The organism is Moraxella boevrei DSM 14165 (assembly GCF_000379845.1).
In the GTDB taxonomy this organism is placed as follows: Bacteria; Pseudomonadota; Gammaproteobacteria; order Pseudomonadales; family Moraxellaceae; genus Faucicola; species Faucicola boevrei.
The window spans coordinates 1-14,260 of the sequence record NZ_KB903809.1; the positions used below are offsets into that span (position 1 = coordinate 1).

Here is a 14,260-nt window from a genome sequence, read left to right on the forward strand (position 1 = left end):
TTCGTTAATGACTCGTACTATGGTGCTTATCCAAATATGCTAACTGAACAACAAAAAAACCATCAACGTTGGATTGTTATTTTACCAAATGAAGATTATTCGGAGGTTATTACTGCTGGTAAAGAAATGAGAAAATATGATTTAACTATTCATATTTCTAAAAAATAATTTTTAATCCCAAAAAAAAGGAAACAAAATGGCAAACTTCCACCCCATGATTGTAGGCATACCATGAACACCAACCACTACCATAATGCGATAAGAGACCTTGTTACCTTGATGATAAACAAAGGCAAAACAGGGCAAATTATCAAACACGCTATTGGGCCTGATGAAATCCACGACCCCACATTAGTGAGTTTGCGTGTGTATGGCAATCGGCATGACTATGACGTGGTGATGGTGTGTGCAGGCACTAATAGCATTTGGCAAGCATTGCCAGAAAGAGAAATTTATTTACCCACCAAAGCCCAGTTATTTAGGTTAAAGAAAAAATATCGCCAGTTTGGCGGGGATTTAATCTAATGGGATATTTGTTGCTGGGTAAATCAAGCGTTTTGGCAAGGTAAATCTAAAATCATCTTAACGAAAAATACAGTTAAAAGCAACTGGAACAATTGCCAATCATCTCGCCATGTCACGCTATGATAGCTTATCTTAAGATTGGATAATTTATCATGTCGGTAGAGAATTTTTTTAACCTACAAAATGAAGACGGTGTCAGCATTCAAGACCGCCTAATGGCAACTATGTCAAAGGCACAAATCCGTGAATTTCGCCAAAATGCTGTCCGTCAAGCCCTAACTGGACGTTATGTCAGCACCCATAATGCACGTCATGACGAACTTGTCAAAGCCATTCATCTAGGCGAACGTTTAACCGATAAAAGTTTACAAAAGCTGATAAAAAACGCTGGGGCTAATGCAGGCATAGATAGCAATGCCTTGTTAGATTTCACCTTGGGTAAAACCAAGGTTAATCTTAGCTTACAAAACAATGCGTTATCCCCTGCGGTTTTGCAGTATTTTGTGGAAAATGTCAAAAAAGCGTCAAAGCACTTTACAGGCGGTATTTCACCGACACAGGTGATTAACCAATCTCGCCAAGTAGATATTAAACGAGCCAATGAGCAGATTTTTTTGGCAACCGTGTTTAAACGAAAAGGCAATGTCTTATATTTTTTGACCAATGCAGGACCTGATAGCAAAAGCCAAAATCATACCGTAACCGTTGAATTATTGGATATGCCACAACTACTGATTGGACGAAAAAACTTACCGACTTACCGAGAAATCAAAAATTTACTGGAGCATGGCAAAATCAAATTTGATTGCGACTGCGGACGGCATCAATACTGGTATCGTTATATTGCCAGTGTGGGAAAGTTTAATTTTGGGGCGTATGAAAACCGTTATCCCAGTACACGAAATCCCCAGTTAACAGGCGTTGCGTGTAAGCACGTTTTGCGTGTCATGCAAAATTTGATGAGTACAGACGGTGTAGAAAAAATTAAACAATATATTAAAAAAGATTTGCAAAAAGCAGACGGCAAACACCAATCACAACGACTTACTGATAAACAAATCAGCAGAGAAGCCGAATTTCAAGCTGACCCTAGACGTGCTGAACATTATCGTAAAAAAATCGTAAAAAAAATCCAAAAACAGTTAAAACTTGCCATGCAAACCTTAGAACCAATGCCAACACAACAGCAGTATCAAGTTATGCGACAAATGCAAGCGGTCGGCATTCAGTTTAGCCCTGAACAACAGCGAGCCTTTGAAAATTATCAGCGTGGGCAAGTACCGTTTAGAAATGGGAGAAAATAACGATGAGTATCAGACAAGAACCGCATTTAATCGCAGACGGCAGACGGCTTGCCAGTCGTGCTATCGTATTACAAAGTTTGCAATCTATCCCTTGTTATGCCTTTCGTAGGGTGATTGTCCCTGTTAGCCATAGCCATTTTGACAATCGGACTGATGAAACGTGGGGCGGTCTTGGCGTGGCAAGTAATATGGAAGAACACGCTTTTGATTATGAAGATTTGGGTTTTGCCATGATGACCATTGAGCAGTTTATCGGTGGTGCGATTTTGGATAATGATTTGGTGGTTAGCACTGATGAAGTGATGATTGCAGGGCAGATTGAACCATTTAACCCAAATCTAAAAGGGCGTGAACGCTTGATGCAAATACCAAATTGGAAACCTAAAAAAGGCGACTTGTTTTGTGCCTTGCTCGCTAAAGATGATTATCTGTATTTTGAATGTGTTGGGCGAACTGGTTCAAGTATTATGTCAGACTTTGGGGCAAAATATGTGTTTAATCAAAAGTTTAATTTGGACTTTTTGCCTGTGTTTGATGAAAGTAAGTTAAGCGATGTCAAAGCCTTAGACTAAAAGCGTTGATAAACATTTTAAAAAAAACGGAACACGCCAAAATCACCTATTTATAAGGTTTTATCCTATGATGACCTTTAATTAAATAGGAAATTGATATGACCTACAATGTAAAAGAAGCTCAGGCAGTTGCCGCCGCAACCGCCGAACAAGTGCGTAAAACCCAAGCGTTTTTAACCGATTTTGCACATAAACGCAAAGAACAAAGTTCTTTACAAGCCTTTGATAGCCTTGTCAAACAGCACCCTATGGGCGAAGCAGTCGGTGAACACCGTTTGCCAGACCCATTAAAAAAACTGCTTAATAGCAAAGCGATTAAAACCGCCGATGCCTTTTTACAAAATACCAATACAGCTTTTGATAATTTATCCGCTGAAAAGCAGGAAAAACTCAGCCATGTTATTGGTTCGCAAGCGATTTTTGACGGTATTGAGCTGGGTATGGCTGAATACGCCAAACGTAATGGCGGTGATACTGCCCCTGCTCATGTAATTTTGGACGCTTTGTACCGAGCGGTAAATAGCTGTACTGAACATTCTGAAGACCCAAAAGTTCAACAAATGTTAGATAGCCTGTCATTTGACCACCACGAAGCATTATCGGTTGTACCTGCTCAAATTACAGTAACGATTTTTACCGCCATTGCCAATAGCTTGCCAATCGTAGCCCAACTGCCAAACCCAACAGGCTCAAATGAAGTGCCGTTAGTCTATGGTCGCAGTGTTACCAATATGCGTATGGGGGCGATGAAAAAAGGCGAATATATTGACGGTGATAAGGCAGGTATGCCCTACCTTGAAAACCGCCATACCTTGCAAATGGAAAAAGCAGGAGCAACTTTTAGCGTTGATGTTCATGTTGGTTATAACAAGGTGGTCAATGCCAATCATTCTATCGGCTTTAAACCTGATACCAGCACCATTAAAGCCCCATTTTTGGGCGGGCGTGTCAAAATCATGGTAAAAGGCGTAGAAGTTGCCAACGACCATTACCGCAGTCATGCCACGCATGGCGGTACGACCAAGTTAAATCCCATCGGCGATAAACCTATCACGATTGACGGTAAACAATATCTTGTCCAAACTGGTACGGCTGACCTTGACAACCATAAAGTTACGGTTACCTTTGACGGCTCTTACACCGAACCACAAGATACCGAAGTTCATGTGCAGGTGATTTTTGATTATGAGCGTAAAGATGCCAATGGACGTGATTATATCTTAGATGCACCAGGTCTAGATATGACTTTTAGCACCGCCAGTGTGTATGCAAGCCCTATGCGTGCCAAAGCAACTGCAACTATTGATGCAGTTACCCAAATGCGTAATGAACTAAAATTAGACTGGCATAGTGCAGTGGTTGCCATTATTCAAAATAAATATTTCCTTGAGCAAAATGCCCGTCTATTGCGTGAACAAGTGTTGTCAAGTCTGCAACAATCTGGTCGTACCATTACCTTTGATGCTCAAAAAACAGGCGTGCAATATACCAACTTTTTTGATGTATTTTCGGCAATTCGCACCAAAATCACCCAATCTCGTGCCAAGTTGTCGCAAGAATTAAATTTCCCTGTTGGGGCGGTGGATATTTTTGTCGGTGAAGCAGGGGCAAATGTGTTTACATCACTACCTGCAACTGAATGGACGGCTACCAATGTCAGCTATGGCGATAATTCTAGTATTTATCGCATTGGGGCATTAAAAGACGGTACGCACGTTTACTATGTGCCTAGTAGCCTAGGTTGGCTTGATGAAGCAGGGGCTACCACGACCGCAACGGCTTTATTGTTGCCACGCCCCACCGTGCCTAGTCATTCGCCATTTGTGGGGCATACCGCTGTTTCGCCTATGGTATTGCCAATGAACTATGGTGCACCAGAGTTTGAAGAAAAAGTGTCGGTGTATGCTCGCATGGGTGCTGACCGCAACCCAAATCCGATGTTTAACAATCAGGGTATTTTAATTCAAATGATAAATTTACCGAGCATTTAATCCGTCCAATCAATCAAAAATACAATACCTATCGTTATTTGACGGTAGGTATTTTAAAAAAGGAGAAATTTTATGGCAAAAACAACCAGACGCAAAACAACTGAAACACCAGATACAACAACCATTGAAAACGATGTCTCTAATACTGACGTGTTGGACAATCAAGATGTCAACATCACGCAAGATAACGATGTTACTGATACTGACGATGTTACAGAAAATCACGCTGATGATGAAATCCAAACTGACAACACGCCTGTTGAAGCGATTAAAGAACTTGCAAGCCTTGCAACAGAAGAAAGTGAAATTAATTCTGCAATCAATGACGTAACAACGATCGAGCCTAAAAACACAATCACTGTTATCAATAATGCAAGCCGTGATTTTCTTGAGCCTGCTACTCGCACCTTGTTAAAAAGTGGTGAGATGACCGAAATTGTTTTAACCGTTAGTAAAGAGCGTATTATCGGTAATTTAAACCAGTTAAATTATTTGCATGGTAACTGCCTTGTGATTGGGGGTGATTTATGATTGAATCAAAAATTTTGGGCGAAGCGGTCGGTATTCAGTATCAAGGTGAAAAAGATTTATCCGAAACCGCAAGTCCAAGCAGACTGACAAAAGCGACTTTTGTGGGTCGTTTTAGACGTGGCATTATGGGTCGTCCATTTAAAGTTACTCGAGATAACTATCAAGCATTGTTGGGTGTTGATAATAACAATCCTGATTATATGGCGGTAGCAGACACGCTAAGTAGTGGTGTGCCTGAATTAACCATTTTGCGTGTTGGAGCTGTCACTCCAAATCCTGCAAAACAAAGTGCTGGCAGTAATACAGGCAGTTCAAATACACCAATGCCGAATCCAAGTTATGCAATTATTCCGTAATATTCTGGAGGTTACATGAGCGTATTAATTAAAGTAAGCGGTTTAGTCAATGGTGAACAGCTAGACACACCTAAGATTATTAAGCCGATATTTACTAGCGGTGATGACAACATAGATTGTTTAACACTGCTAACACAAATTGGTTTTTTCTTTAAAAGTGACACGGTTAAAGGTGAAACAGAACAAATCTCTGCTAATCCAAACAGTATCGTCGGTATGATAGTTGGTGAACTTCGTAATGAAAAACTGTTGTGCAATAAACACAATGCACAAAATCAGCCTGACACCTATTCGCCTGAGACAAGATTTAGCAAAACTTACGACACAATCAATCAACCCACCCAACTTCATGTGCATAAAATGCAAAAAGAAGAGCTAAAAGGGGCAACTGATGCGTATGATATCATCAAAACATGGCTAAATCACGATGTGCAACTTGAACAAGACGGCTATAACTTGGCAGTCGATGACGGGCAAAAAATTACTTTTTACGCAGATTATTATTACAAAAAAAATGCCGAAACCGAAAAACTAGAAGCAGAATTATTTGGCAAGCCTGTCAATGATAGCACAGAGCCAACGGCTATTCAGTGTAAACCAAGCAGTATTGACGTAGACAATACGCAAGCTGTTGCAGAAGGTACTTATAGTCTAAAAATACAGGTCAATGATAAAGAACCACAAATTTTTACTCAAAAATCTAGTGATAATCCAAGCAATCTTGTCACACCTGTCAAAATATTGCTACGAATGCTACAAAATTTAGAAAATGTTTGTGTTAGTGGATCAGGCGGTGAGCATTGGATTGCTCCACCGATTACAAGCAGTATTTTACATAACACGCAAGAGTCGATTACGATTGGGGGGATTACGAAGATAATCGCTATAGAAAAGAGTGAGCCAATTTTTTATCCTGACTTTGTTCGTGAAGAACAAAACCGCCTAACCCTAAGCCCTGCCAATGACGGTAATTTAGATTTATTCCAATATCTACCGCATAACGGACAAGATGAAATCGTGCTACATTCTTGTGCTGTTAGCTACTATGGCGGTGAATAAAGTTAACGGAACACCGCCAAACCTAAGTTTTATAAAGCCTATAATGACTAAATCATTGGTTGATATAGGCTTTTTTTATGGCAAAACACACCCTTTATCTTGCCCTTACCCAAACAGGGCTAACTGTTACCACAACAGATAATCCTAACGCATTGGTTCAAATTGCAATGGCAACGGATTATGTGTTTGACAGTAACACACAACTGACCGTAAAAGTCACCGATAGCAAAGAATCAGCTACGCCTGATGACCCATTAAACCACCTTGTTTTTTCAATTTTGATTAGCGATAAAGTGGATAACAAGCAAATTACCAGTCTCACAGGTCGGTTGTATGTTGGTGGTGGTATTGAAGCATTAGAGCAAAATTTTCCGCAAAAGTTCAGTTATATCAGCAGAAAACTGGATTTTTATGGGGCAATGGATAGCGAAAATGACTTTTTTGATGCGGTAGAAACTCGCTACAACAAAGAACAGGTAACACAAATCATCGCAAAACTCAAAGAATTTGGCGTTTTTAACACTTTATCGGATTACCGAGTGCATCAAAAAGTGTTACAAATTCCAAAAACAGCCAATGATGTGGGCTTAACAGCTGAGCAAGTGCGTACCATTTTGGCAAAATCCGACAAGCCAAACTACTTTGCTTTGGCAAATGTGGATGATTTGGCAATGCTTGAATCGGTTGTAGCGGTTATGGACAAATTTAACAATCATTTGTTTGTTGATTTGGGTAGTATTACCGATTGGCGTCAAATTGTGGCATTGAAACAAAGTTTGGCATTCAAAGACCACCGCATACGCTTTGTGTGGAATCCAAATCTTTCACGTCCAAATGGGGCTAACAGTGTTTTAACTCGCAAAAAATGGCGACCTTGTGTTGGCGATTATCTGGCAAAACATTTGCTTAGAAATGCCATGACAAACAATCAGGGTATCCCACCAATCCATATCCCTGTGGCAGGTTATCATTTTCCTGTGGAATTTAAGGATATGCGACAAATGGCAGGCGTGGTCCTTGATGAAGAAGCTCAAAATGCGTTGGCGGATGCTCAAGTGATTGTTGTGCTAAACGAAACTTATCAAAGCGAAAGTCGCTGGATTTATGGCGATGTTTTGACTCAGCGTGATAGCGATACCAGTGCGTTACGATTAGCCAATGCGTCCGAAATTGCCACGTTTACCGCAAATAGTGTGATTGACATCATCAAAAAGCATATGCTCACTCGTATGAGTGCCTTTTTGCAAAATGCGTATGATGATTGCGAAAAGTTTTTAAATGCGTGTGTGAGTGCTGGCTTGCTAGTACCGTCTGAACAATTAGGCGGTCAATATTATGCCCTGTCTATCACGCCAAGAGCGGATAATCCATTTGAAAAGGTAGATGTCAAGTTTGCTCGCCGTCCTGAAGGTGCGGTACGTCAAGCCTACCTTGAAACCACAATTAACAAGTAATTTTTTAACAAAGAAGGAAGTAGTTATGAGTACATTTGGTTATAACCCAATTTTAAACGCTATGGCGGAGCGTAACCGCCAATTTGACGGCATTAAAGAAGCCGTTGAACAGGTGCAATTTGACCCAATTAGCGAACGTCAAGCATTGGTTGAAACAGCGAATATGCGTATGGCTGCAGTGTCAATCTTATTGACTTTGGCGATGATTGTGTCTGAAGAACAAGATATTGACGAACAAGAATTATTGCCAAGCGAAGTGTTAGATGGCTTGATTATTGAAGCATTTGACAACGATGATGACGATGATGTGGACGATACGGTACGTCTGATTTTGTCTGCTCATGTGGCGGATTGTATGAGTTCGCTAGGGGTTGATAAAGGGCTAATTGATGATGCATTTGGGCTTGATGTAGATTTAGCCGATGAAGCGATTGAAAAGGTTTGTCAAGTTGTGCTTGATAATTTGCCTGATGATGGCGAGCCTTTAGATGATTTTGTCAATCAGTTTGTCTATGGTGATGATGATAACGATGATGACGATGAAGGTTATGATGGTGTGATGTTGGACGGTGCAAAAAAACAAAAATTGCGAAAAGGTCAAAAAACTGTCAAAAAAGTCAATGGGCATACAATCCAGTACAAGGCAGTAAAGGCAGTTAGAAACGGCAAAGTCGTTACAGTTAATAAACGAGTTTCTGGCAATATCATTCTTAGCTCAAAACAGAAATCTTCACTGCGTAAAGCCCGTGCTAAAGCCAATACAGGTTCAGCTATTCGCAAACAAATGAAATCTCTGGGCAAAGGCGTAGATAAGAATATCTATACAAATATGAAAAAAGTCAAACAACTGCAAAACGCATCACTAAAACGTCATAGCAAAGCAATCGGTATTCGTTAGCCCACTCTTATCACTGCGACCAAAAACCGTCCTTTTTGGGCGGTTTTTTATTGTGATTTATTTACCTTAAAAAAAGAACAACCGCTTCTGCCAATGCGTTTTTGCTGTGGAAAAATGCAGGGGGTAAGCCGATTTTATTGTCTAGACGGCAAAGGGAAAGAAGTGTGTTTTTGGCTTAGAGATTTTAGCTATCAAAAACAAAACCGCATAAGTATCAACTTGTGCAGTTTTTAATGCAAAAAAAATCAACTGTTAAACAAGACACTCAAAACACAGGTAGTTGGAGTGATACCAAAAATGAATATTAAAGAAGAAAAACAAACACAGATTGATAAACAGTTTGATAATTCAATCTTTCATTAACGTGTTTTTTATTAAGTTAATGAAAAAATTTAAAATACTTTGCAAAAAGTGCTTGAATACTTTTGTATTTATGCTATAATAAGCATACAAAGACAGCAAATCGTTGCAGTCTAGCCCAAGGGGATAAAAAATGAACAAATCACATCTATTTCAAGCAGCTCATAATTTAACTAAAAAAATCATTCAAGCTGGCGATAGCTACTCTGCGACTTTCGCTCTTTGTCTAAAAGACATCATTGCATACCGCAAAACATTATCTGGAAAATACACAACTGCTCTTTCTCTTAAAAACAAAGGAATGGAAGCTATGTGCCAATCGTTTGCAAAACTTGGATTTTTAGAGAAATTCACAGGCAAAAATGGCGAATACAATCGTTACTACTTAACCGCTCAAGCTAAAGATAAAATCTATCGTGAAAACGAATTTTACACAATTTGGGGCAAAGTATTTTTTGATATCAATGCTTCAATGTTTGTTACTTCTGAATATGAAGAAGATGCAAAACAAATCTTAAAACTCATCTCTCAACTGACTAAAAAATAAAAGGCAAGTAAAAATGTCGCAAAAAAAAATTTCTCAAATTGAAAAAATTGGAATAGCATTATTCGGTCAAAGTTGGATGGCTCAAGTAGCCCGTGTTTTGACAAATAGCGATGGCAAATCACTTTCAAGACAAACTGTACAATCTTGGCACAATCGCGATAAAGTGCCGAACTGGGCATTGCACCAGTTATTATTTATCGCAAATCAGCGCCAATTAGAAATTGACTCAATCAAACAATATTTAAAGGATATCAATATGAACAACGAATTTTATCGAAATGAAGGTGGCTAAAAAGTACGCTTACGCTATAGTCGCTTAAAATCTAACAAGAAAATTTGGTATCGTGAAATACTAGATAAAGAAAATTTATCAGTAAAATCGGCATTTCAAGTCGAATTTAACAACGAAGAAATTACACAAGATGACGTTATTAACGCATTTTTGGAAAATACTGATAAGTATTTTTTTAGAAAGTGGAATTATTTTTGATGGGCATGGTCATGCGATTTAACTAAAATAAACCCCAGAAGTTATTGGGGTTTTTGCTTTTTTATTTTTTAATTTTTTTTTAAAAAATCTAAAATATTTTCATATTTTTTCTCTCTAGCTTCTAATTCATAGATAAGCAAATTCCAAGTTGATAATGGTGGCGTGCGGTGATTTGTGTTAGTTGGTTCGGCAAGCCAACCTTTGATTGTTTGTAGCTTAATCTTTGCGATATCAGCAAGTTCAGCTTGTGTTTTATTGCTTTTTTTGTAGACTGATCGCACATTTTCGTGCGTTGGTTTGTCTAAATAGTGTAAATAACTCATTTTATTAACTCATCTGAAATTAATTATTAATTTTTTAAAATCATTTATTGACTAAACTATTTGTTTTTGATACAATGCAAAAACTAGCCAACGTTACCACCGCATAGGTGGCTTTGTTTTGGCTAGTTTCTCTCCACCGCTTAGGTGGTTTAAAAAGGCTTAGACTGCACATCTAAGCCTTTTGTTTTTTAGTATAATTCATCAGCATTTTCATTTAGCCAATCAAAATTATTTTCTACACCCATATTTTCTAGTTCGCTCATAATTTCATGAGCGTCTAAATTTTCGTACGCCCATTTTTGACCTTCTTCGCCGTCCCAAGACATCTCGTCTGGGCTTGGGATTGATACGTTACAGCTTTCATCGTTTCCGCTTAACTGAATAATAAATTTATCGTCAATGGCAACATTTGCAGAATATTGGCGAATAGTTTCGCTGTCAAACTCAGAAATTGGGTTTTCAAAAGTTTGGTTAAAAAATTGAATAGTTGTGATGTTCATAACATTTCTCTCTTTTGCTTAGTTGATTGTTGTTTAGTATCAAGATTTGAACTGCACTTCTCGTCTTGATGTGCTTATTATAGTATTCTTTGCGTACTATGTCAAGCGTTTTTTTTGAAATATTTTGATAACAAGACAAGTGGTGGTTTTTTGCAATAAGTGATTATCCACCCTGCAATATTTTCAGCAATTCATCTTTGCCAATCATATTGATTAACGCTTTTAAAATATCGCTTGGCTTTTCACGATATACGCTCCTATAATGCGTGGTGTCCCTGCCATTGGCTAGGTCATCAATATAATTTGCCCAAGTCTGCATAAGCTCGCACCGCTTGGCGTATAGGTCGGCTCGCATATAAGGATTATCGCCCTTGATTTGATGTCCCAACATCATCTCTGTAATTAAATCGCTATAATCCAACTCACCCATTAAAATGCTTTTTGCACTTGACCTAAAACCGTGCGATTGGTGCAATCCGTCATAGCCAAGCCGTTTTAGGGCAGTGTTGGTCGCTCCGTCTGATATATAGCCAGTTTTTGTCTCTTTACCAAACACATAAGGCAAATGCCCTGTGAGTTTGTGTTGTTTTTGCAAAATTTTGATGACTTGGCGAGATAGGGGAACGGTCATTTTTTCAACCATTTTGATACCGCTGTTTGATTGCCCTTTAATGGGAATAAGTTCCCATTTGCCATTTTCCAAATCCAAATCCGCCCACTCCATCGCCCGAATATCGCCATTTCGCACGGCGGTGTAGGCAAGCAGTAGCATATTATGGCGGGTGTGGTCGTCCATTGTGTTGTCGCTAAAAATATCTTTAAGCAGGCGTGCAAAATAGGACGGTTTAACCAATGCCTTGCGGTTGCCGTATTTGACGGTGGTTAATAAATGGCTTGTTTTGGCGTTGGCGATATCGCTCATTGGGTTGTGCGTACAATAGCCGTGCAAGGTTGCCCACGCAAAAATATCAATCAAATGCCCCCTGCACCTGTCCGCCATATCGCTAGGTTTGGTGGGGTCTTTTTGTTGGCGGTGGGTGCGTTCAATGTTTTGCAACAATTCTATTAAGTCAGAAGTGGTGATTTGGTCTATTGGCGTTTGCCCAAAGTGTTTGATAAACAAATTTATGCGATATTTTCGTCTTTTTGCCGTGTTGCTTTTCCAATTTTGTTTGTCAGCCCACATTTGACAAATCACATCAAAAGTATTACTGGCTAGGCGTTTTCGCTCTTTTTCCAACTGCTCATAATGGGTTTTGGGGTCTATGTTATTGGCGATGAGTTCGTTCAACTCTTGCCATTTTTCAAACGCTTTTGTCATCGTAATGGCTGGATAATCGCCCAAAAAATATTTGACCGTTTTACCGTCTTTGGTGTGGCGATACACCCACGACTTGACTGCACCGTCTTTGGTCGCTCGTACTCGGATAAATAGGCGGGGCTTGGCGTAGATTTTGGCGTGATATTCTTTGGGTTCGGCTTTTAAGGCAATGATTTGTTTGTCGGTCTTGATTTCTGACATAAAAAAATACTGGGTACAATTTGGGGTACAATCATTATGCAACAAATTGAAAAGCATTGCAACAGCACAAGATAACAAAAAACCCCAAAAACCTTTATTTTGTTAGGCTTTTGGGGTTGTTTTGGATTTTTTTGAAAAACCTTGAAAAGGTATAATGGTACCAGTGGTCGGACTCGAACCGACACGCTTTTAAGGCATCGGATTTTGAATCCGACGTGTCTACCAATTTCACCACACTGGCATAAGTGGTTAAGCATTGTTTGCTTATGGGTGCGTATTTTAGCAGGTTTTTTTTAGCTTTGCAAGTGTTTTTTTCAAAAAAATGAATTTTTTTGCTTTTTTTTGGATAATTTTTCCCAAAATATCTGTTTTTTGTTATTATAGTACTATTTTTAGCAGTTAATTTTACTTAACATTTTAAGACAACAGACAATATAGGATTTGCCATGACTAGCCCTTTACAACGTTACGAGCAAGCGTTACAATCAGGTAATTTTAGCGAAGATGCTCAGCAACGCCAAGCGATGACGTATCTTGACAATGTGTATCATCAAATTATCAAAAATCGTGCTGACCAAAAAGGGTTTTTTAGTTTTTTAAAAAGTTATCGAGCCCCCAAAGGCTTATATATGTGGGGTGGGGTCGGACGTGGTAAAACATGGATGATGGATATGTTTTTCGACAGTTTGCCAAATGAACGCAAAATGAGACAACATTTTCACCATTTTATGAAGCGGGTGCATCAGGAACTAAATCAGTTAAAAGGACAAGCTGACCCGTTGCAACAGGTTGCCAAAATTATTCATGACGAAGCGGATGTGATTTGTTTTGATGAATTTTTTGTGTCCAATGTGTCGGATGCGATGATTTTAGGTGATTTGTTTACCATGTTGTTTAACAAAGGGATTACGCTGGTGGCGACGTCCAATATTGCCCCAGACGGCTTGTACAAAAATGGTATCCACCGAGACCGATTTTTGCCTGCGATTGAAGCGGTCAAACAAAATACCACGGTGATGAATATTGATGCAGGGATTGATTATCGCTTGCGTGTGTTGCAACAGGCACAGTTGTACGTATCGCCACTCACTGAGGCCAATGCCGATTGGTTGGCGGAGCGTTTTTCGGCATTGAGCCAAAATCAGGCGGTCAGCCATGAGCCGATTGTGATTAACGGTCGGGAAATTACGATTAAAGCTCGTACCGAAACGATTTTGTACGTTGAATTTCGTGCCTTGTGTATGCAACCACGTTCGGCGAGCGATTTTATTGAAATTGCCAACAATTTTAGCACGGTACTCGTGGACAACGTGCCTGTGTTAAACGATATCGTTGCCGACCCAACTCGCCGATTGATTTATTTAGTGGATGAGTTTTATGACCGCCGTGTCAAATTATTGATGCGGGCTGAGCAGTCTATTTTAGAAATTTATCAAGGCGAAAAATTGGCGTTTGAAATTGAACGCACTCGCTCACGCCTGTTAGAGATGCAATCGCAAGACTATTTGGCAGAACCGCATCGCCTTGATGAAAATTGCCAAACTGCCAATCCAAATGAAGAAATTTAAGTTGCGTTTGAAATAAATTTAATAGCGAACGGTTAAAAATTGGGTTATAATAAACGGTTAAATTTGGCAAAAATTTTGTAAATAAGGTTAAAAATTTTGTCAAATTTAATCAGTATTAATCATTTTGCAAACTTGCTCTTTTTTTATTGTTGAAAAAAATTAAAAAAGTGACTTTCCTTTATGATAAGTTTTGTTAATAAATTTTATAAATCATATTGGAGATAGGTTTGCAAAGTGATTAAATTATATTAATTAATCAT

General features: G+C 39.0%; 15 protein-coding genes and 1 tRNA gene. 12 read left to right on the top strand and 4 right to left on the bottom strand.

Annotation, left to right across the window (positions count from 1 at the left end; translation table 11 throughout):
- Nucleotides 1-231: 231 nt before the first annotated feature.
- The 11 genes from A3G3_RS0110400 (at nt 232) to A3G3_RS0110450 (ending at nt 9,889) form a co-directional block, all read left to right on the top strand.
- Nucleotides 232-525 carry a hypothetical protein gene (locus tag A3G3_RS0110400; protein ID WP_019520455.1) on the top strand — a complete coding sequence of 98 codons (294 nt, stop codon included), beginning with the start codon at nt 232-234 and terminating at the stop codon, nt 523-525.
- A gap of 152 nt (nt 526-677) precedes the next feature.
- Nucleotides 678-1,829, top strand: coding sequence for a hypothetical protein (locus A3G3_RS14110; protein WP_019520456.1), 1,152 nt, complete (start codon nt 678-680; stop codon nt 1,827-1,829).
- A 2-nt stretch (nt 1,830-1,831) separates the two neighbouring features.
- The gene (locus A3G3_RS0110410) at nt 1,832-2,401 is read left to right on the top strand and encodes a hypothetical protein (protein ID WP_019520457.1); all 570 of its coding nucleotides are present in this window, start codon (nt 1,832-1,834) and stop codon (nt 2,399-2,401) included.
- A gap of 98 nt (nt 2,402-2,499) precedes the next feature.
- Nucleotides 2,500-4,392, top strand: a complete 1,893-nt coding sequence (locus A3G3_RS0110415; RefSeq protein WP_019520458.1) for a hypothetical protein — start codon at nt 2,500-2,502, stop codon at nt 4,390-4,392.
- Between the two features lie 72 nt (nt 4,393-4,464).
- Entirely contained in the window at nt 4,465-4,923 is a 459-nt protein-coding gene (locus tag A3G3_RS0110420; RefSeq protein WP_019520459.1) for a hypothetical protein, read from the top strand.
- Nucleotides 4,920-5,279 (top strand): hypothetical protein, encoded by a 360-nt coding sequence (locus A3G3_RS13685; RefSeq protein WP_019520460.1) that lies wholly within the window; start codon nt 4,920-4,922, stop codon nt 5,277-5,279. Before A3G3_RS0110420 ends, A3G3_RS13685 begins: the two co-directional genes overlap by 4 nt.
- 15 nt (nt 5,280-5,294) lie before the next feature.
- Complete coding sequence (locus tag A3G3_RS0110430) at nt 5,295-6,338, top strand: hypothetical protein (protein WP_019520461.1); 1,044 nt, start codon at nt 5,295-5,297, stop codon at nt 6,336-6,338.
- A gap of 77 nt (nt 6,339-6,415) precedes the next feature.
- Nucleotides 6,416-7,792: a hypothetical protein gene (locus tag A3G3_RS0110435; RefSeq protein ID WP_019520462.1), complete on the top strand. Its 1,377-nt coding sequence runs from the start codon at nt 6,416-6,418 to the stop codon at nt 7,790-7,792.
- Nucleotides 7,793-7,817: 25 nt separating this feature from the next.
- Nucleotides 7,818-8,690: a hypothetical protein gene (locus A3G3_RS0110440; protein ID WP_019520463.1), complete on the top strand. Its 873-nt coding sequence runs from the start codon at nt 7,818-7,820 to the stop codon at nt 8,688-8,690.
- Nucleotides 8,691-9,183: 493 nt separating this feature from the next.
- Nucleotides 9,184-9,597 (top strand): hypothetical protein, encoded by a 414-nt coding sequence (locus A3G3_RS0110445; protein ID WP_019520464.1) that lies wholly within the window; start codon nt 9,184-9,186, stop codon nt 9,595-9,597.
- A 13-nt stretch (nt 9,598-9,610) separates the two neighbouring features.
- Nucleotides 9,611-9,889: a hypothetical protein gene (locus A3G3_RS0110450; protein WP_019520465.1), complete on the top strand. Its 279-nt coding sequence runs from the start codon at nt 9,611-9,613 to the stop codon at nt 9,887-9,889.
- A gap of 266 nt (nt 9,890-10,155) precedes the next feature.
- Here A3G3_RS0110450 and A3G3_RS0110455 read toward each other — a convergent pair whose 3' ends face one another.
- The 4 genes from A3G3_RS0110455 to A3G3_RS0110470 form a co-directional block, all read right to left on the bottom strand.
- Nucleotides 10,156-10,410: a hypothetical protein gene (locus A3G3_RS0110455; protein WP_019520466.1), complete on the bottom strand. Its 255-nt coding sequence runs from the start codon at nt 10,408-10,410 to the stop codon at nt 10,156-10,158.
- A gap of 188 nt (nt 10,411-10,598) precedes the next feature.
- Nucleotides 10,599-10,910, bottom strand: a complete 312-nt coding sequence (locus A3G3_RS0110460; RefSeq protein WP_019520467.1) for a hypothetical protein — start codon at nt 10,908-10,910, stop codon at nt 10,599-10,601.
- A 163-nt stretch (nt 10,911-11,073) separates the two neighbouring features.
- Nucleotides 11,074-12,432: a tyrosine-type recombinase/integrase gene (locus A3G3_RS14115; protein WP_169333206.1), complete on the bottom strand. Its 1,359-nt coding sequence runs from the start codon at nt 12,430-12,432 to the stop codon at nt 11,074-11,076.
- Nucleotides 12,433-12,587: 155 nt separating this feature from the next.
- A tRNA-Leu gene (locus A3G3_RS0110470) sits at nt 12,588-12,673 on the bottom strand.
- A gap of 205 nt (nt 12,674-12,878) precedes the next feature.
- On the opposite strand from A3G3_RS0110470, the gene zapE reads away from it, so the two are divergent.
- Complete coding sequence (gene zapE, locus A3G3_RS0110475; RefSeq protein ID WP_019520469.1) at nt 12,879-14,000, top strand: cell division protein ZapE; 1,122 nt, start codon at nt 12,879-12,881, stop codon at nt 13,998-14,000.
- Nucleotides 14,001-14,260 lie beyond the last annotated feature (260 nt).